This is a genomic window from Stenotrophomonas sp. STEN035, from assembly GCF_056759935.1.
Genome location: NZ_JBRRDY010000010.1, coordinates 39,139 through 56,475, shown reverse-complemented (window position 1 = coordinate 56,475; position 17,337 = coordinate 39,139). Strand labels below are relative to the sequence as shown.

The 17,337-nt window shown below is 61.9% G+C and carries 16 protein-coding genes, 5 pseudogenes and 1 other annotated feature; of the genes and pseudogenes, 17 read left to right on the top strand and 4 right to left on the bottom strand.

Going from position 1 to position 17,337, the window contains the following annotated elements; all coding sequences use genetic code 11:
* Positions 1 to 87 precede the first annotated feature (87 nt).
* Positions 88 to 534: pseudogene (locus tag ACVOLL_RS07265) on the bottom strand (type 1 glutamine amidotransferase family protein); the annotation flags it as partial.
* A gap of 201 nt (positions 535 to 735) precedes the next feature.
* Between ACVOLL_RS07265 and ACVOLL_RS07260 the strand changes: the two are divergent.
* Positions 736 to 1,038 (top strand): putative quinol monooxygenase, encoded by a 303-nt coding sequence (locus tag ACVOLL_RS07260; protein ID WP_007182542.1) that lies wholly within the window; start codon positions 736 to 738, stop codon positions 1,036 to 1,038.
* 255 nt (positions 1,039 to 1,293) lie between these two features.
* Here the strand turns inward: ACVOLL_RS07260 and ACVOLL_RS07255 are convergent.
* Together ACVOLL_RS07255 and ACVOLL_RS07250 are read right to left on the bottom strand one after the other, a co-directional pair.
* Positions 1,294 to 2,456, bottom strand: a protein-coding gene (locus ACVOLL_RS07255; RefSeq protein WP_481512288.1) for an IS3 family transposase whose coding sequence is annotated in 2 segments (ribosomal slippage) — positions 1,294 to 2,219 and positions 2,219 to 2,456 — 1,164 coding nt in all. Because the reading frame shifts where the segments join, the coding sequence is not laid out codon by codon here.
* Positions 2,113 to 2,229 (bottom strand) — a sequence feature (AL1L pseudoknot). (Overlaps the previous gene by 117 nt.)
* A 130-nt stretch (positions 2,457 to 2,586) precedes the next feature.
* Positions 2,587 to 3,153 (bottom strand): substrate binding domain-containing protein, encoded by a 567-nt coding sequence (locus tag ACVOLL_RS07250; RefSeq protein ID WP_481512287.1) that lies wholly within the window; start codon positions 3,151 to 3,153, stop codon positions 2,587 to 2,589.
* 355 nt (positions 3,154 to 3,508) lie between these two features.
* Between ACVOLL_RS07250 and ACVOLL_RS07245 the strand changes: the two genes are divergently transcribed.
* The 16 genes and pseudogenes from ACVOLL_RS07245 to ACVOLL_RS07170 form a co-directional block, all read left to right on the top strand.
* Entirely contained in the window at positions 3,509 to 4,135 is a 627-nt protein-coding gene (locus ACVOLL_RS07245; RefSeq protein WP_481512286.1) for a tyrosine-type recombinase/integrase, read from the top strand.
* Positions 4,136 to 4,205: 70 nt separating this feature from the next.
* Positions 4,206 to 4,397: pseudogene (locus tag ACVOLL_RS07240) on the top strand (IS3 family transposase); the annotation flags it as partial.
* A 160-nt stretch (positions 4,398 to 4,557) separates the two neighbouring features.
* A complete protein-coding gene (locus tag ACVOLL_RS07235) occupies positions 4,558 to 4,830 on the top strand; it encodes a helix-turn-helix domain-containing protein (RefSeq protein ID WP_447586507.1) in 273 nt (90 codons plus the stop codon).
* Positions 4,831 to 4,874: 44 nt separating this feature from the next.
* Positions 4,875 to 5,444 (top strand): Hsp20/alpha crystallin family protein, encoded by a 570-nt coding sequence (locus tag ACVOLL_RS07230; protein WP_481512341.1) that lies wholly within the window; start codon positions 4,875 to 4,877, stop codon positions 5,442 to 5,444.
* A gap of 93 nt (positions 5,445 to 5,537) precedes the next feature.
* Positions 5,538 to 8,387: a heat shock survival AAA family ATPase ClpK gene (gene clpK / locus ACVOLL_RS07225; protein ID WP_481512285.1), complete on the top strand. Its 2,850-nt coding sequence runs from the start codon at positions 5,538 to 5,540 to the stop codon at positions 8,385 to 8,387.
* 16 nt (positions 8,388 to 8,403) lie between these two features.
* Positions 8,404 to 9,834, top strand: a complete 1,431-nt coding sequence (gene cls, locus ACVOLL_RS07220; protein WP_481512284.1) for a cardiolipin synthase — start codon at positions 8,404 to 8,406, stop codon at positions 9,832 to 9,834.
* 27 nt (positions 9,835 to 9,861) lie between these two features.
* Positions 9,862 to 9,990, top strand: a pseudogene (locus ACVOLL_RS07215) (hypothetical protein); the annotation flags it as partial.
* Positions 9,991 to 10,043: 53 nt separating this feature from the next.
* Positions 10,044 to 10,265, top strand: a pseudogene (locus tag ACVOLL_RS07210) (hypothetical protein); the annotation flags it as partial.
* Positions 10,266 to 10,367: 102 nt separating this feature from the next.
* Positions 10,368 to 11,255, top strand: a complete 888-nt coding sequence (gene yfdX2, locus ACVOLL_RS07205; RefSeq protein ID WP_481512283.1) for a heat resistance protein YfdX2 — start codon at positions 10,368 to 10,370, stop codon at positions 11,253 to 11,255.
* 96 nt (positions 11,256 to 11,351) lie between these two features.
* Entirely contained in the window at positions 11,352 to 11,963 is a 612-nt protein-coding gene (hdeD-GI, locus tag ACVOLL_RS07200) for a heat resistance membrane protein HdeD-GI (protein WP_481512282.1), read from the top strand.
* Between the two features lie 79 nt (positions 11,964 to 12,042).
* Positions 12,043 to 13,188 carry a hypothetical protein gene (locus tag ACVOLL_RS07195; protein ID WP_481512281.1) on the top strand — a complete coding sequence of 382 codons (1,146 nt, stop codon included), beginning with the start codon at positions 12,043 to 12,045 and terminating at the stop codon, positions 13,186 to 13,188.
* Positions 13,178 to 13,618: a heat resistance system thioredoxin Trx-GI gene (gene trx-GI / locus ACVOLL_RS07190; protein ID WP_012761376.1), complete on the top strand. Its 441-nt coding sequence runs from the start codon at positions 13,178 to 13,180 to the stop codon at positions 13,616 to 13,618. Before ACVOLL_RS07195 ends, trx-GI begins: the two co-directional genes overlap by 11 nt.
* A gap of 3 nt (positions 13,619 to 13,621) precedes the next feature.
* Positions 13,622 to 15,337 (top strand): heat resistance system K+/H+ antiporter KefB-GI, encoded by a 1,716-nt coding sequence (kefB-GI, locus tag ACVOLL_RS07185; protein ID WP_447586501.1) that lies wholly within the window; start codon positions 13,622 to 13,624, stop codon positions 15,335 to 15,337.
* Positions 15,334 to 15,831 (top strand): heat resistance protein PsiE-GI, encoded by a 498-nt coding sequence (gene psiE-GI, locus ACVOLL_RS07180; protein ID WP_481512280.1) that lies wholly within the window; start codon positions 15,334 to 15,336, stop codon positions 15,829 to 15,831. The genes kefB-GI and psiE-GI overlap by 4 nt, the downstream gene beginning before the upstream one ends.
* Before the next feature lie 54 nt (positions 15,832 to 15,885).
* On the top strand, positions 15,886 to 16,401 hold the full coding sequence (locus ACVOLL_RS07175) for a M48 family metalloprotease (RefSeq protein ID WP_447586499.1): 516 nt from the start codon (positions 15,886 to 15,888) through the stop codon (positions 16,399 to 16,401).
* Between the two features lie 12 nt (positions 16,402 to 16,413).
* Positions 16,414 to 16,611: pseudogene (locus ACVOLL_RS07170) on the top strand (transposase); the annotation flags it as partial.
* A 15-nt stretch (positions 16,612 to 16,626) separates the two neighbouring features.
* Here the strand turns inward: ACVOLL_RS07170 and ACVOLL_RS07165 are convergent.
* Positions 16,627 to 17,247: an L-threonylcarbamoyladenylate synthase gene (locus ACVOLL_RS07165; RefSeq protein ID WP_481512340.1), complete on the bottom strand. Its 621-nt coding sequence runs from the start codon at positions 17,245 to 17,247 to the stop codon at positions 16,627 to 16,629.
* Positions 17,248 to 17,337: the final 90 nt, after the last annotated feature.

The window sequence follows — 17,337 nt, the reverse complement described above, 5'->3', positions numbered from 1 at the left end:
CTCGGCTTGCGAACTGCGTGTCTCGACCAGCAGATAGCGTGCCACCAGGGCCGCCAGCGCCGGACTGCGCCCTCGGATGATGCGCAAGGCCAAGTCGACGTGGGCCAAAGCGGCACCCGCGGTGGTGAAGCGTGTCGAGTTCACGATCATGCGTGACTCGTCCAAAGTGACGTTCGGATAGCGCTGCCGAAACATCGGCCCCAGCCACCATGACGTCGTCGCACGATGCCCATCAAGCAGGCCACTCTCTGCAAGCAAGAAACTACCGGAGCAAGCGGCACCAAGGTGCGCGCCAGCGGTGCACCACTGCTGTAGCGCCGCGACCGCGTCGGGCACATCGGGGCGTGTGAGTCGAGCCGAGAGCGTGTCAGGCATCTTGTCGCCAAACGCCGGCACGAGCACGACGTCTGGTTCGGGCACACCATGCGCAGTGACCACGGGGACCGTCAAGCCTTGCGCAGTTCGGATGCGACGCCGCACGCCCACCAGCGTGAGCTCTATGTGCGCGGGAGCCTGTGGCAGCGAGCCCGCCATCGCATTGGCTAAGCCCACTGTGTCAGTGAACGCCGCAAGCCCCAGATCAAACACGCCATCACAAACAAGGAGGTGGAGTTTCATGGCAGTAATGATATCAATATTGTCATTATTGCCAATAGAGATGTCTGTCATGAAGACTCAGACTGCAGTCTCGTCGATCCCTTTACCCACTTTTCCATTTACCCAAAGGAATACAGCATGACCAAGCTCGCCCTGTTTGTTCGCCTCGAAGCTAAACCCGGCCAGGAAGCTGCGCTTGCCGACTTCCTGGCCAGCGCACTGCCGCTCGCCAACGCCGAGTCCGGCACCACGGCCTGGTTCGCATTGAAGTTTGGCCCTTCGACGTTTGGTGTGTTCGATGCCTTTGCCGATGAGGCAGGTCGCCAGGCGCATCTGAACGGCCAGATCGCCGCGGCCTTGATGGCAAACGCAGCGACCTTGCTCAGTTCTCCGCCCAATATCGAGAAGGTCGAACTTCTTGCAGCCAAACTGCCTGCATGACAACTCGGCCTTGACCCAATCAGCTCACGCTGCAGGATGGGGGTCACACAGCCCTACGTGCGACCCCTCACTCGTGTGATGACGAATGAGTTTCTCAATAGCCTCGGGTGGGACTTTCGTATGGTAGCTGTGCGCACGATACGCCTGGGAGTTCTTCCCAGCGCGGAGGCCCTCCTGTCTTGACCGCAGTTCCTTGGACCCGGTGTAGCGTAAGCCTGAATCGCCCCGGGATTCCCGGAGGCTCGTTGGCGTGAGTCACGTCTCCGTGACGTGCTGTCGCTGCTGATAGTAGTTCGCTTCGGCTTCGGCGGGTAGGATGTAGCCGATCGATCCGAGTAGTCGCCGGTGGTTGTACCAATCCACCCAGCGCAGCGTGGCCAGTTCCAGCTCTTCGCGACTGCGCCAGGAACGACGATGCACGACCTCGGCCTTGTACAACCCATTGATCGTTTCGGCCAGCGCGTTGTCGTAGCTGTCTCCGACGCTTCCGACAGACGGCTCGATGCCGGCTTCGGCCAGGCGCTCGGTGTAGCGAATCGACACATATTGCGATCCGCGGTCGCTGTGATGCACCAGCGCGTCGCCCGGACGCCGCGCGTGAAGCGCCTGTTCGAGCGCATCGAGCACGAATTGGGTCTGTTGGCTCGACGACAGCTTCCAGCCGACGATTCGCCGTGCGTAGACGTCGATGATGAAGGCGACGTAGGCAAATCCCTGCCAAGTCGAAACAAAGGTGTAGTCGCTGACCCACAGTTGGTCCGGACGGTCCGCTTTGAACGTGCGATGCACCAGGTCCAGCGGACAGGGTCGGGCCGGATCCGGATGCGTCGTCCGAACCGACTTTCCGCGCACAACCCCGGCAATCCCGAGTTTTCGCATCAAGCGTTCGACCGTGCATCGCGCCACCTCAATCGCCTCGCGGTTCATCTGGCGCCACGTCTTGTCGGCCCCGTAGACCTCGTGGTTCTCCGTCCAGACACGCTGAATCTCCGGCATGAGCGCAAGGTCACGCCGGACGCGCGGCGGCGCCCGGAGCGTGTCCCGGCGCCGCGCAGCATGCTCCCGGTACGACGACGGAGCGATCTGCAGAACGCGGCAGATCGGCTCAACTCCGTAGACGTCGCGGTGCTCGTCGACGAACGAGCGCATCACTTGGTGCGGCGGTCGAGCTCCGCCTGGGCAACATACGCCGACGCCTTGCGCAGGATCTCGTTCGCCTGGCGCAGTTCGCGGTTCTCGCGCTCGAGCTGCTTGAATCGCTCCAGATCCGACGTCGTCGGCCCGGCACGCATGCCTTGGTCACGCTCGGCCTGCCGAACCCAACGACGAAGGGTCTCGGCCGTGCAGCCGATCTTGCCGCTGATCGAACCGATCGCGGCCCACTGCGAGTCGTGGTCCTTCTGGTGCTCCAGCACCATCCGGACGGCCCGCTCCTGTACCTCGGGGGAAACTTCGACTTTCTCATGGCTCCATCCTCTCAAGTGATGGAGCCTCCGGGGAAGCCCGGGCGATTCATACAGTCAAACGAGTGACTTGTTCAGACCTTCCCTAAGGCAAAGCCGGCAACGACCCAATAGCTGTCTGCAATTCATCGAACACGACCCGGACTCTCGCTGGCACAGGGGCGCGCTGAGGCCGATAGACATACAAGCCCCAAGCCGGCGGCTCTTCCTTCTGCAGAACCCGCACCAGTTTTCCACTGGCGATATAGGGGGCCGCCATGTAGTCCGCCAATTGAGCAAACGCAATTCCGGCCAATGCGGCGCCCATTTCCATGTCGGCGTTGTCCGCGATGAAGGCTGGCGACACAGGCGTCCACTGGCGTCCTGCACTGAAGTGCCAGGACCACGGTCGCCCGGTATTGATGTCGATGGCCGCTGTCACCGGAAAACCGGCCAGTTCATCGACTCCATCCGGTGTTCCCACCTTCTTGATCAGACGCGGAGCTGCAACGATTGTACGGCGCATATCGGCAGCCTTGCGCGCGACGAAACGACTGTCGCGCATGAACCCGACCCTGACCCCGACATCGATCTTGTCGTCGACCGCATTGCTGATGCGATCAGACAAGCGCACATCCAACATGATGTCGGGATGACGTTTGGCAAAGCCCATCTCTCCGGCAAGGTTGCGGCGGCCTTGATGGCAAAGGCCGGGGAATTATTCTCCGAGCCGCCGACCATCGAGAAAGTAGAGGTGCTTGCGGCAAAGCTGCCCGGCTAGGCAACTCGGCAGGCGTAGACAGCCGAAACCGCCTTCGGGCGGTTTCAATGGCTGCTGGCTCGAAAACAGGGGCCAGTGCCAATAAAACCACCCCTTCGATGGGCGGCTCGACAGAATTGCAGAGGCCCACGACACATCGTCCGCTTTGGGGTCGAAAGCGGCCAAGCTGGCCGCCTAGCACCTCTTAACTAGGTCGACACGGAGGCAACTAGAGCCTCTCCATCCCATCTCGGGATTGGAGAAAGCTATGAAGCGAAGTTCAGGCCCCTCAGCAGCACGCCGTGCCTGGAACCAAGGTAAGCCGGTCGGGCAGAAGGCGCCCCTAAAGCTCAAGGAGATCTGGTCGATTCGAGTCAGGCTTCAGCTCAAGGGCGATAGCCGGCAGTTGGCGCTCTTTGACCTCGCAATCGACAGCAAGCTGCGGGCATGCGATCTGGTTGGGCTGCGGGTCCGCGACGTTGCACATGGCGTGCACATTGGATCGCGAGGATGCGTCATCCAACGCAAGACGAAGCGTCCTGTCCAGTTCGAGATCACGCCGCAGACTAGAGATGCTTTGGTCGCTTGGATCTATAGTCAGAAGCTCGGCCTCGACGATCACCTCTTTCCCGGCAGGCGACGAGGCTCATCCCACCTTTCTACACGCCAGTACGCCCGCTTAGTGAAGGCTTGGGTGCTCAGTATCGACCTAGATCCAGTGAACTACGGGACGCACTCCATGCGTCGCACCAAGGCATCACTAATCTATCAACGGACCAAGAATCTGCGGGCCGTCCAGCTGCTGCTGAGGCACAGCAAGATAGAGAGCACCGTCCGCTACCTGGGGGTTGAGGTGGATGATGCCCTCTTGCTAGCAGAGCAGACCGAGGCGTAGCTCTCCGAAAGCGGCCTTCGACCGGCCGCTTTCGACCCGAAGCGGACATCTGCTGATTGAGGGTATTGCCAACGGACTGTACAAGGCCGAGGTGATCCACCGTCGCTCTTGGCAAAGCCTCGAGGCCGTCGAGCTGGCCACGCTGGAATGGGTGAACTGGTTCAATCTTCGACGCCTGCTGGAGCCGATCAGCAACATCCCCCCAGCCGAAGCTGAAGCAGCCTACTATCAGCAGACCCGTGAGCTCGCCATGGCGGCGTGACTCACACCAACGAGCCTCCGGGATTTCCGGGGCGGTTCAGCCAGCAAATCGCTGGATGTTGACTCTTGACTTTCTGCATGTTAAGCGCAATATCTTGCAAAGTCTTGCAAGAACGTCCTCGAGCGAGGCTGCACGAAGACGGAACTTGTGGGGGTGTGGTATGACAGCGCGCCAGCAGGCGATCTTCACACTCGACGAGTTGGCTGCCTACTTGAAAGTCGGCAAGCGGACGCTTTACCGGCTCGCCTCGCACGGGGAGATTCCGGCCTTCAAGGTCGGCGGGACGTGGCGGTTTCGTCAAAGTGAAATCGATCGATGGATCAATGATCAGATCCAAGCAGGCAGAAAGAAGGAGGTGATACGCACAGATGAGCAGCCAAAGTCAGCGGAACACTCCGTGTCGTCTGGGCGCGCTGTCCGTCGCCGCAGGTAAACGGAGTGAGCGAGAGTCTTCAATTTTTCTGCTGGAGGTGTGACATGGACATTGATTTCAAGAAATTGGCTCCCTGGAACTGGTTCAAGAAGGAGCAGGAAGAACAACAGAGCACTGCCTCGCTGCCGGTGCCGCGCAATGACCTGCCGGTGGCGGGTGGGCCCGTCAGTCCCATCCTGCAATTGCATCGCGAGATCGACCGCCTGTTCGACGACGCGTTTCGAGGCTTCGGTTTCCCGACGCTGGCCATGCCACGCTGGCCGTCGGACTGGCCGGGCATGCTGAAGCCGGCGCTGGACATCCAGGAGACCGACAAGCAGTACAAGATCGCCCTGGAAGTACCCGGCGTCGAGGAAAAAGACATCCAGATCACGCTCGACAACGACATGCTGCTGGTGCGCGGTGAAAAGCGTCAGGAGCAGGAAACGAAAGACGGCGGTTTCCACCGGGTGGAGCGCTCCTACGGCAGCTTTCAGCGCGCTCTGAACCTGCCGGCCGATGCCAACCAGGACACGATCAAGGCCTCTTTCAAGAACGGCGTGCTCACGATCACGATGGAAAAGCGCGAGGCCAGTACGCCCAAGCAGGGGCGCTCGATCCCGATCAACGGCTGACGCTGGGCAGCGCGTTTTCCTCAAACACCACAAAGAGATGAGGCACCGTGATCGGCGGTGCCTCGTCAGATCAATCTTTACAGGAGCATCAGCATGGCCAGAAAACAATGCCAAGTCTGCGGCCAGCCCGCCACGGTGCGGGTGGAAGCCAATCTCAATGGTCGCCACAGCACCATGCTGTTGTGTGACGATCACTATCGCCAACTGGTGCGCCAGCAAAAGCGCACCGTCTCGCCGCTGGAGGCTCTGTTTGGCTCGCGCAGCGGTTTGTTCGAAGACTTCCTCGGCAGCGACTTCTTCCGCATCGGTGACGATGCACCGTCCGTGGCGGCTGATGCCGACGAAGTGGTCGATGCGTCTTTCGGCGAATCCGCTCCCGCAACGGCGGGCACGGCGCGCCGCCGCGGCAGTGGGCTGGCCAGCCGTATCAGCGAACAGTCTGAGGCCCTGTTGCAGGAAGCCGCCAAACATGCTGCCGAGTTCGGCCGGCCCGAAGTCGATACCGAACACCTGCTGCTGGCGCTGACCGACAGCGACGTGGTCAAGACCATCTTTGGGCAGTTCAAGATCAAGGTCGATGACCTCAAGCGGCAGATCGAATCCGAAGCCAAGCGTGGCGACAAGCCGTTCGAAGGCGAGATCGGTGTGTCGCCACGTGTCAAGGATGCGCTCAGCCGTGCCTTCGTGGCCTCCAACGAGTTGAGTCATTCCTATGTGGGGCCAGAGCACTTTCTGATCGGCCTGGCCGAAGAAGGCGAAGGCTTGGCAGCCAACCTGCTGCGCCGCTACGGGCTCACGCCGCAGGCGCTGCGCCAGCAGGTGAGCAAGGTGGTCGGCAAGGGGGCCGAGGACGGCCGTGCCGAGACGCCGACCAATACGCCGGAACTCGACAAGTATTCGCGCGAACTCACCAAGATGGCGCGCGAGGGCAAGCTCGATCCGGTCATCGGCCGCGCGCAGGAGATCGAGACGACCATCGAAGTGCTGGCCCGGCGCAAGAAGAACAACCCGGTGCTGATCGGCGAACCCGGCGTCGGCAAGACCGCCATCGTCGAAGGGCTGGCGCAGCGCATGGTCGCAGGCGAAGTGCCCGAAACGCTGCGTGACAAGCGCTTGGTCGAACTCAACATCAATGCCATGGTGGCCGGCGCCAAGTACCGCGGCGAGTTCGAGGAGCGCGTGCAGAAGGTGCTCAAGGAAGTGACCGAGCACCAGGGGGAGCTGATTCTCTTCATCGACGAGGTGCACACCATCGTCGGTGCCGGCCAAGGTGGCGGCGAAGGCGGGCTGGACGTGGCCAACGTCTTCAAGCCGATGATGGCTCGCGGCGAGCTGAACCTGATCGGCGCCACCACGCTCAACGAGTATCAGAAGTACATCGAAAAGGATGCCGCGCTGGAGCGTCGCTTCCAGCCGGTGATGGTGCCCGAGCCGACGGTAGCGCAGACCATGATGATTTTGCGCGGCCTGCGCGACACCTTCGAGGCGCACCACAAGGTCAGCATCACCGAGGATGCGATCATCGCCGCCGCCGAGTTGTCCGACCGTTACATCACCGCGCGCTTTTTGCCCGACAAGGCCATCGACCTGCTCGACCAGGCAGCCGCACGCGTGAAGCTGTCGGCCACGGCGCGCCCGGTGGCGGTGCAAGAGCTGGAGTCCGAACTGCATCAGTTGCGGCGTGAGCAGGACTATGTGGCTTCGCGCAAGCAGTACGACAAGGCCGCCGAGCTCGGCAAGCGCATCGAGGCCAAAGAGGCCGAACTAAAGAAGCTCGTCGAGGATTGGGAGCGCGAGCGCGCCTCGGGCAGCGCCGAGGTCAAGGCAGAGCACGTGGCGCAGATCGTCTCGCGGCTGACCGGCATCCCGGTCAACGAGCTGACGGTGGAAGAACGCGAGAAGCTGCTGCATCTGGAACAGCGGCTGCATGAGCGCCTGGTGGGACAGGACGAAGCAGTACGTGCCGTGGCCGATGCCGTGCGGCTGTCGCGCGCGGGCCTGCGCGAAGGCAGCAAGCCAGTGGCCACCTTCCTGTTCCTCGGGCCGACGGGTGTGGGCAAGACAGAACTCGCCAAGGCACTGGCCGAGTCCATCTATGGCGATGAGGGCGCGCTGCTGCGCATCGACATGTCCGAGTACGGTGAACGCCATAGCGTGGCACGCCTGGTGGGCGCGCCTCCGGGTTATGTGGGCTACGACGAGGGCGGCCAGCTCACCGAGAAGGTGCGCCGCAAGCCCTACAGCGTGTTGCTGCTCGACGAGATCGAAAAGGCGCACCCCGACGTCTACAACATCCTGCTACAGGTGTTCGACGACGGTCGCCTCACCGACGGCAAGGGCCGGGTGGTGGATTTCACCAACACCATCATCATCGCCACCTCGAATCTGGGCTCGGACATCATCCAGCGTCGGCTCAAGGCGCGTGGTGCCGCCGGCGAGGAGTATGAAAAGACCAAGACGGAGGTGATGGACGTGCTGCGCGGGCATTTCCGCCCCGAGTTCCTCAACCGCATCGATGAAATCATCGTCTTCCATGCGCTAGGCAAGGAGGAGATCCGCCATATCGTCGGCCTGCAGCTCCATCGCGTGGCGCGCAACGCCGCCAGCCAGGGCGTGACGCTGACCTTCGATCAGACCTTGATCGACCACTTCGCGGAGGAAGGCTACAAGCCCGAGTTCGGCGCGCGTGAGCTCAAGCGGCTGATCCGCAGCGAGCTGGAGACGGCACTGGCGCGCGAGATGCTGGGTGGCGGTATCGGCAAGGGCGATCACGCCAGCGCCCGCTGGGACGACAAGGCCGAACGGGTGGTCTTCGAGCGCCAGGAGCCACCCGCGAAGCCGGCCGAGCCTGAAAAGCCCGATGCCGCGAACGTGGCCGAGGCACCGCCGAACGGCGAGAGCAAGCCTAAGCGCAAGAAGAAGCCGGCGGGCGGCGAATCTTGAGCGATGGGAGGCTGTCGTGTCCGACCCCAACGGGCTGACATGGGCAGCCACCCTCGTGTCGCTGGCGGTCGCTATCCCCACAGCGGGGCACGCGATCATCTACAAGCGTGACCCGCGATCGGCCACGCTGTGGGTACTGCTGATCGCCTTGTTGCCGCTGGGCGGTTCGCTGCTGTATGGGCTGTTCGGCATCAACCGTTACCAGCGGCGGGCGCGGCGGCTTTTTCCGGGAGCAGATCATGCTGTTCGGCAAGGCCTCTCGCCCACGATGCCCGAGGCTGTTTCGGCGCCGCTTGCCGGTCTGGCCCACCTGGTGGGACGCGCCACCGGCCAGTCGCTGACCGGCGGCAACCGCATCGAGCCGCTTGTCGATGGCGAGCAGGCCTACCCGGCCATGCTCGCCGCCATCGAATCGGCGCGGTACAGCGTCGCCCTGGCCTCGTACATCTTCGACAGCCAAGGCATCGGGGCGCAGTTCGTCGATGCGCTGCGCCGGGCTCATGAGCGCGGCGTGCAAGTGCGGGTGCTGATCGACGACGTCTCTGCCCGCTGGACGCCCCGCAGCGCCTACCGCGCCTTGCAACGCGCCGGCGTTCCGGCGGCGACGTTCAACCCGACGTTGATTCCCGCGCGCCTGCATGCCGCGCATCTGCGCAACCACCGCAAGCTGCTGGTGATCGATGGCGAGACAGGTTTCACCGGCGGCATGAACATCTGCAGCACGTATTGGCGGCCCGATGCGCCGGGCCAGGCCTGTCACGATTTGCACTTTCGTCTGCGCGGGCCAGTGGTTGCGCATCTGATGGGGTGCTTCACCGATGATTGGTGCGATACCACGGGCGAGCGGCTCAGCGAGGGTTTCTGGGGCGAATCGCCCGCAACGGCTGATGAACAAGGAAACTCTTGGGCGCGCGGCATCGAGGCCGGTCCCGATGATGCCCTGGACAGGATGCGCTGGACCTTCATGGGCGCTTTGAGCGTGGCGAAGCATTCGGTGCGCATCTGGACACCTTACTTCGTCCCCGATCAGCCGATGATCGCGGCGCTAAGCACGGCCGCGTTGCGCGGCGTGCGTATCGAGGTGCTGACGCCCGCAAACGGCGACCATCCCACGGTGCAATGGGCCGCGCGCGCCCTCTACTGGCAGGTGCTGGAGCACGGTGTGCGCATCTTCGAACGGCCTGGCCCGTTCGACCACAGCAAGCTGATGCTGGTAGACGGAGCGTGGTGCTGCCTGGGTTCGGCCAATTGGGATGCGCGCAGTTTGCGCCTCAACTTCGAGTTCAATGTGGAGGTGTACGACACCGCGTTGTCTACGCGGCTGTCATCCCTTTTTGATGCTGCTCGTGATGCGTCGGGCGAGATATCGGCGAAGGCGTTGCGCGCCCGCCCGCTGGCCATCCGCTTGCGCGACGGGGTGGCCCGTCTGTTCACCCCCATTCTCTAGCGACACGACTTGCGAGGAACATTGCCCATGGAAAAGAAAGATCAATGGAACATTGGCTACTGGATCGTCGCCGGCCTGTTGCTGCTGACGCTGCAGAACTACTGGCGGGCGGCGAAGAAGGTCGAGCCCGTGCCCTACAGCAAATTCGAGAAAGCGCTGGCCGAGGGGCGCGTCGCCGAAGTGCTGGTGGCGGACCGCACGGTCACCGGAAGACCGACAAGCGCGATGCCAAGCAGAACGAGGAGCTCAGCACCTTGCTGTCGTCCGTGCGCACGGAGATCGAGATGGCGCAGATCCTGGGTTATGGCAAGAAGGCGGATTTCAAACCCATCTGCGATCAGGTGAAGTCCATTGAGCAAAAGTCGGCTGGTGGCAAAAGCGGCAAGGGATGGTTCGACGAGTTGAAGACGCGCCTCCAAAAGCTGTTTTGAGGTGATGAAGGGGCCGACTGTTCGGTCGGTCAGTCTCGCGATGTTCGCAGTCAGCCCCAATAGATTCGCCTATTTTCACTAACTCATACGAGGCATATCACCATGAATGAGCAAACATCGAATCCCAATGCGACGAACAAAGAAATAAACGAACAGGCCGCGGTAAGCAGCCTTCCTGTCAGTCCAGAGGCCAAGCCTGAAGTCGTCACGGAGGTACAGCCTGAGGTTCAGAAGGAAACGGACTCGCAGGCGGCAGACAGACGTAAACAAGTCCTCGATGAGGCCGTCTCGGCCTTGGCGCTGACCAAATCAGCGCTGGCCGCACTTGACGGCAAGGACGCTGCACGCGCATTGGCAACGCTGGCCGAAGTGACGGGAAAGCTGGAGCTGATCGTTGCGCGCGAACCCACGCTCGCCCTGGCCCCCGTTGATGTGCGCACCATCGTGCACGACTTGTTCGCCAATACGGAAACCATTGAGGCGATGACCGACGAGGCGCTGTATGCCCTCAAACATGGCGAGGTGCAACAGGCACGTCACGTGCTGGCTTTGCTGGCCAGTGAAATCGTGATCGCGGTCACCAACATCCCTCTGGCGTCCTATCCCGCAGCCGTGAAGTCAGTCGTGCCGCTGATCGATCAGGGCAAGATTGAAGAAGCCAAAGCCGCGCTGCAGGCAGCGCTCAGCACGCTGGTCGAGACGCGCAGCGTGCATCCGCTGCCCGCCCTGCGCGCCAGGCTGCTCCTGAAGCGTGCTGAGACCCTGGTAGAAGATGGTCAGCGGAGCGAAGCGTCCAATGAGCGCCTGGAGACATTATTGAACGAAGCGCGGCAGCAGTTGGAAATGGCAGAACTGCTGGGCTATGGAAAGAAGAAGGACTTTGAACCCCTGTATGCTGAACTCAAGAAAGTCAAGCAAAAGACGGCTGGGGGAGGCGGCGGAAAAGGCTGGCTCGATGAAATCAACGCAAAGCTGTCCAAGTTGTTCTGAAACCGCTGGATAGGGCGTAAGAGGGGCGCGTCGCGCCCCTCTCTTGGCTCAGGAGTGTTTGCTTTTTCACCCCATTAGATCTTTAGGAGATATAGCATGAATACAGACACCATCACCGATTCCAGTGCGGATGTGCCCACCAAAACACTGTGTTCATTGACCGAAAATTGGTGGATTTTTGCGTTGCGCGGTGTCTTGGCATTGATTTTCGCAGCCCTTGCGTTCTGGATGCCACAATCGGCTCTGTTGGCCATGACCTTAGTGTTCGGCGCATTTTCCTTGGTCAATGGCGCTTTCAACTTGGTTGCAGCGGTGCGCCATATCCAGAAAAAAGAGCGCTGGGGCTGGCTGCTGTTCAGCGGCATTGTCGGCATACTTACCGGCGTCGTCGTCCTGGTTGCTCCTTGGGTCGCCACGATGGTCATGGCTTCTTTTTTATGGGCTAGCGTGGGGTTCTGGGCGATTTTCACCGGTGTGCTGGAGATATCCGCCGCGGTTCGGCTGCGTCAAGAAATCAAGGGTGAAATCTGGCTTGCCTTCAGTGGACTGCTCTCGATTGTCCTTGGCGCTATCGTCTTGTGGATATTTTTTTCCCGTCCGGTCGAGTCATTCCTGGCCGCAGGCTGGCTGTTGGGCTTCTATGCGGCAGTCTATGGTGTCACGCTTTTGTTCTTGAGTTGGCGTCTTCGCAAAACGCGCCAGGGATAAGAGCGGGTCAAGCTAAATTCTATGGATATGAGCATTTTCGGTTCGTGCCTCCATAGAAATGACATCAAAGGAGTCACACATGCAGATGCAATATAGCTATCGAGCTATCGACAAAGAGTTTCATGAACCATGGCAGAGAGCTTTGGGAAATGTGATCGAGCACGCCCTCAAGCCATTGCTCGACAAACACACTAAGGATTCAGTGCGACTTCAAATCGTCCTTGATCGCGACAAGACCAAGCGGCAATTTCTGGCCAGTGGCTATATGCACCTGCCCGGCAAAAAGATTGTCAGCGTTACTGCATCACATGACGAGCTGAAGCCCCTCGCGAAGATGCTCGCACAGTCGTTGTTCCGTCAGGCCAAGAAGCATTTTGACCGGCTGCATGCTCAGGACCAAATCAAGCGCAAAGCACGACGCGAGCGCTTGCGCGAGCTCAAGGTGCGAATTGCCGCAAAACCCGCGTCAGCCGCCCATGAGGCCAAAGTGACCCGAATGCCTCTACTGTCGAAACTTGAGGCTGTCGCAAGGCGTGAGCTGGCTTATCTGCGTGCCGTCGGCGATTTACCGCGCGATTATCCGACGCTGCGCGACGTGGTGGATGAAGCGATTGTCCAAGCTGAGGTGGAATGGCAATCCGTGCCGGAAGAAAAAGCGGCTTACTTCGGTCTTCTGAAGCATCTGTTCGCCGTCCTGGATCACGAAGTGGCAAACAGCCGGCAATTTGGCGAATTCGTTTCTCTGGACACGCCGGTCGAAGCGGATGCCCAGGACGTCGCCGAGGCCATGGTGGAAGAGGAAGTCTTCGAATTTTATCAGCCCGATGACACACTCAGGCTGGCCGATATCATCGCTGACAGTCAGCATCCCGATGCCGCAACGATCGCGGAACAGCAGGAGCTAGTTGATCGGTCGAGCGAGTTCGCTTTTGCATTCGACCTGCTGAAGGACATGCCGCGTTTGTGGCGGCGCATTTTTCTGCTTATCCGTGTGGACGGGCTGGATGCCAGCAGCGTCTCTGAAATCCTGCTGATTCCTAGTAAGGAAGATACTGTCCAAAGGTGGCTCATGCAGGCCGAAGCGTTCATCGCTGCTCATTTGGAAGAGGCCGGAGTAAGCAAAGACGGGAACGATTGGCTCCAAGGCGTTGATTGGTCGGCATTGTCTGTGACCCGAAGCGCGGCAGCCTCACTGTGGTCCAAGGAGGCGAACCATGAAGAATGATCTTCACCTCGTCTGTCCGCATTGCCAGTCCATCAACCGCGTACCGACTGCGAAGCTATCGGAACATCCCAACTGCGGCCGCTGCCAGCAGCCCTTGTTCACGGGCGAACCCATCGAGTTGACCACGGCGACGTTCTCGCGCCACGTGGAGCGCAGCGACCTGCCACTGTTGGTAGATTTCTGGGCACCTTGGTGCGGGCCGTGCAAGATGATGGCCCCGCAGTTCCAGCAAGCGGCGCGCCAGCTCGAACCCAGGGTCAGGCTGGCCAAGGTCAATACCGAGGCAGAACCCCACCTGGCCGCGCAGTTCGGCATCCGCAGCATTCCGACGCTCGCACTGTTCCAGGGTGGGCGGGAGATCGGGCGTCAGGCCGGCGCCTTGGGCGCGCAGGACATCGTGCGCTGGGCATCTGCACAGGTGGGGCGCTGACCGATGCAGGACTTGCTCGGCGCCACCCTGATCCTGCTGGCGGCATGCAGCCTCGCGGCGGTGGCGACGGCGGCGTTCAGAGTACCCGCCTTGCTGGGTTACCTCGCCGTCGGCGCCTTGCTGGGCCCGTCGGTCAGCGGTGTAGTCGCGCCGGGAGAAGCGCTTGATTTTCTGTCCGAGCTGGGCGTGGCCCTGCTGCTGTTCATGGTTGGGCTGGAGTTCTCCCTCGGGCACTTCTGGCTTTCCCGTAAAACCGTATTGGCGGCCGGCAGCTTGCAGATGATCGCTGTCGCCACGCCACTGACCTTGATGTTGATGTGGCTGGGACAGCCAGTTCAGTGCGCTGCGTTGCTCAGCACTGCGGCGGCCATGTCGTCCACGGCGCTGGTCAGCCGACAGCTGGCCGACCAAGGCGAGCTCACCACCCGCCACGGCCGCAGCGCCATCGCCGTGCTGGTCTTTCAGGACCTGGCCAGCGTGCCCCTGCTGGCCCTGCTGGCGATCTGGGCGCGCGGCGAGTCGCCGAAGATCGAGAGCGTGCTGCTCGAAGTGTTGGGCGTGCTGATGTTGTTCGCGGCAGCGGCCCTCGCCTCCCGTCGTCTGTTGCATGGCCTGCTGGGCTGGGTGGCGCGGCAGGGCCACGAAGAATCCTTCGTGCTGGTTTCCTTGTGCGTGGTGGTGGCTGCCGCCGCTGCTGCACACGCGGTCGGCGTATCCGCCGCCCTGGGTGCGTTTTTGGCCGGCATGGTGCTGGGCGAGAGCGACTTCCGTCACCACATGGAAAGCCACCTCAAACCGTTTCGCGATGTGTTGTCGGGGGTGTTCTTCGTGACCATCGGCCTGCAGTTGGACGGAGCGCAGATTCTTTCGGCACCACTGGCGGTGTTCGCGTGGCTGGCAGTGCTGGTACCGGTCAAGATCGGGCTCAACACCCTGGCCTTGCGGGCGACGCGCCTGTCCGCCCTCGATGCCTGGCGCACGGGCATAGCGTTGGGGCATGGCGGCGAGTTCGCCCTGCTGTTGTTGGGCATGGTCTTGCAGCAGCATCTGATTCCCGCGACCGTCGTACAACCTATGCTGGTCGCGCTGGTGCTCAGCATGGCCTTGGCACCGCTGCTGATCCGCCATCACGATGTACTTGCCCGGTTCTTGAGCCGCACCGGCGGCGTCATTCAGCCACCCCAGGCTGAAGAAGTTGAGATCACCGCGCAGACAGCGCGATTTCGAGACCACGTCATCATCTGCGGCGCGGGCGAGCTTGGCCTGACCGTCAGTGAGATTCTTCGCCACGCCGGCGTGGCGCATCTGCTACTGGAAGCAGACGAGAAGAAGGTAGAGGCCGAGCGTGCCGCCGGCGTGCCGGTGTTCCATGGCGATGCGAGTCGGCCCGATACCCTGCTGGCTGCCGGGTTGGCGCAAGCGCGTCTGGTGGTGCTCACGTTCGCCCATGCCCAGCAAGTGCTGCGCATCGCCCAGGCGATTGCCGAGCGCCGTCCGGCGCTGACCTTGTGGGTGTCATGCAGAAGTACGACCGCGGCCGATGCATTTCGCGCCATGCCCAACGTGCGTGTGTACCAGCAATCCTTTGCCGCAGGCCTTGGGCTGGCGGAACAAGTGATGTCCTCGCTTGGCATATCGGCCGAGCTCGTCGAACGAAACATCAGTGCGATGCGCCGCCGTCTCGACAGCGGCAATGTCGCAGGGAGTCCATCTGCATGAAGTCAACAGGCCGCAATCCATTTCAGGTGTTCCGTGACCAATGGGCCATCATGAGTTTATACGAGCGCTTCGAGCAGGTCGTCGCCCTCGTTCTGTCGGCGGTAATTGCCGTCATCATCGTGGTGTCGCTGTTCCAGCTCATCGCCATCGTCTTCACGCTGCTGGTCCTCGATGCCTTCAATCCCCTGGATCACAAGGTATTCCAGAGTGTGTTCGGCATGATCATGACGCTCTTGATCGCGATGGAGTTCAAGCATTCCATCGTGCGCGTGGCGCTGCATCGGGACAGCATCATCCAGGTCAAGACCGTGATCCTCATCGGCCTGATCGCGCTGGCGCGCAAGTTCGTGATCCTCGACCCCGAGGCGAGCCCTGGCAAGATCGCCGCGCTTGCAGGCGCCACGCTGGCGCTTGGTGCCACTTACTGGCTGCTGCGCGAGCTCGACGACCGCGCCGCCGAGACATCTGAGCATGACCCGTCATCATCCCAGTGACCCGCGCGCGGCGTTGTTGCAACACCCTGGCTCAAACGCCTGCAGACCGGGCTGTTGGTCCTGACCCTGGTCGGGATCGCAGCCGCCGCAGGAAGCCTGCTGTTCGGGGAAAGCGGCCTGTGGCTCGCGCTGTTTGCCGTTGCAGGCACGCTGCTGCTGGAACCGGCAGCCGCATCCGCCTTGACCTTGCGCCTATACCGAGCCCGGGCGCTGCACCCGCACGAAGCCCCGGAAATTTGGGCCCTGTTGCGCGAGCTGTCCGTCCGTGCCGGTTTGCCCGCAACGCCGGTGCCGCACTACGTGCCCAGTGCCGTCGTCAACGCCTTCGCCACCGGATCGAAGCAGGAGGCATCGATCGCTCTCACCGATGGCCTGCTGCGCCGCCTGAGCCCACGCGAGCTGGCGGGTGTGCTCGCGCACGAGATCGCGCACATCGCCAATGAGGATCTGCGCGTCATGGGGCTGGCGGATTCCGTCAGTCGCCTCACGAGCCTGCTGGCCCTCATGGGACAAATCGCGATCCTGCTCAACCTGAACCGCCCCGGGTTCTCCGGAGGCTCCAACCTTTGAGAGGTTGGAGCCATGAAGACGACAGCAACACGTTACTCCCCGGAGCTGCGCGAGCGCGCGGTGCGGATGGTGCTGGAGCACCAGGGCGATCACGGATCGCAGTGGGCAGCGATTGCTTCGATCGCCGGCAAGGTGGGCTTTACGCCCGAGTCGCTGCGCCGGTGGGTGCGCCAGGCCGAGCGTGATCGCGGCTTGCGCAGGGGGCAGACGGTAATCCCCCCATTTTTAGCAGTCGCCAGAAGTGGAGCTAAGCGGCAAGGGCGAGTTTCTGCATCGGCGTGATGCCGCCAGGACGACGCGAGCTTTGGGTGCGTAGTGGGATGGTTTCTGACCGGGCGCAGGTGTGCCATTGGGATTCACCAAGGAGATCGGTGATCCCAGCACAGATTCAAGCATGGCACGGGTGATTGCGCCCGGGCGCAGCAAGCGCGGCGTTCCGTCAGATAGGTCAACAATGGTCGACTCCAGACCTATCTCGCACGTCCCCCCATCCAGGATCAGATCTACCACGTCTCCGAGCGCATCGGCCACATGCCTGGCCCGCGTCGGGCTGACGCGGCCGTAGCGATTGGCCGAAGGTGCGGCAATGCCGTCACCGAAGTGGCGCAGCAGCGCTTGGGCGACCGGATGTGCCGGTACCCGCACGCCTACGGTGGATGCGCCGCCCGTGATCTCGTCGGCCACACCTGGCGCCTTGGGCAGTATCAGCGTCAATGGGCCGGGCCAAAATGCGTCGGCCAACCGCCGCGCTGCGTCCGGGATGTAGCTGGCCCACGCAAGCAGGTGGTGGCTTGCGGCGGTATGCACGATCAGCGGATGGTCCGACGGACGTCCCTTGACGGCCAGAAGCCGACGCTTGGTACCTGCGGATGACCGATCTATCCACTTTGCTGCGTCAGCCTGGTCGTGACTGGCCGACTAGGTGGCGCGGTCATT

What these genes read in the sequence shown, in the direction of transcription:
- ACVOLL_RS07260 (WP_007182542.1), top strand. Translation starts at nt 736, where the DNA reads ATGACCAAGCTCGCCCTGTTTGTTCGCCTCGAAGCTAAACCCGGCCAG.
- ACVOLL_RS07250 (WP_481512287.1), bottom strand. Translation starts at nt 3,153, where the DNA reads ATGGGCTTTGCCAAACGTCATCCCGACATCATGTTGGATGTGCGCTTG.
- ACVOLL_RS07245 (WP_481512286.1), top strand. Translation starts at nt 3,509, where the DNA reads ATGAAGCGAAGTTCAGGCCCCTCAGCAGCACGCCGTGCCTGGAACCAA.
- ACVOLL_RS07235 (WP_447586507.1), top strand. Translation starts at nt 4,558, where the DNA reads ATGACAGCGCGCCAGCAGGCGATCTTCACACTCGACGAGTTGGCTGCC.
- ACVOLL_RS07230 (WP_481512341.1), top strand. Translation starts at nt 4,875, where the DNA reads ATGGACATTGATTTCAAGAAATTGGCTCCCTGGAACTGGTTCAAGAAG.
- clpK (WP_481512285.1), top strand. Translation starts at nt 5,538, where the DNA reads ATGGCCAGAAAACAATGCCAAGTCTGCGGCCAGCCCGCCACGGTGCGG.
- yfdX2 (WP_481512283.1), top strand. Translation starts at nt 10,368, where the DNA reads ATGAATGAGCAAACATCGAATCCCAATGCGACGAACAAAGAAATAAAC.
- hdeD-GI (WP_481512282.1), top strand. Translation starts at nt 11,352, where the DNA reads ATGAATACAGACACCATCACCGATTCCAGTGCGGATGTGCCCACCAAA.
- ACVOLL_RS07195 (WP_481512281.1), top strand. Translation starts at nt 12,043, where the DNA reads ATGCAGATGCAATATAGCTATCGAGCTATCGACAAAGAGTTTCATGAA.
- trx-GI (WP_012761376.1), top strand. Translation starts at nt 13,178, where the DNA reads ATGAAGAATGATCTTCACCTCGTCTGTCCGCATTGCCAGTCCATCAAC.
- kefB-GI (WP_447586501.1), top strand. Translation starts at nt 13,622, where the DNA reads ATGCAGGACTTGCTCGGCGCCACCCTGATCCTGCTGGCGGCATGCAGC.
- psiE-GI (WP_481512280.1), top strand. Translation starts at nt 15,334, where the DNA reads ATGAAGTCAACAGGCCGCAATCCATTTCAGGTGTTCCGTGACCAATGG.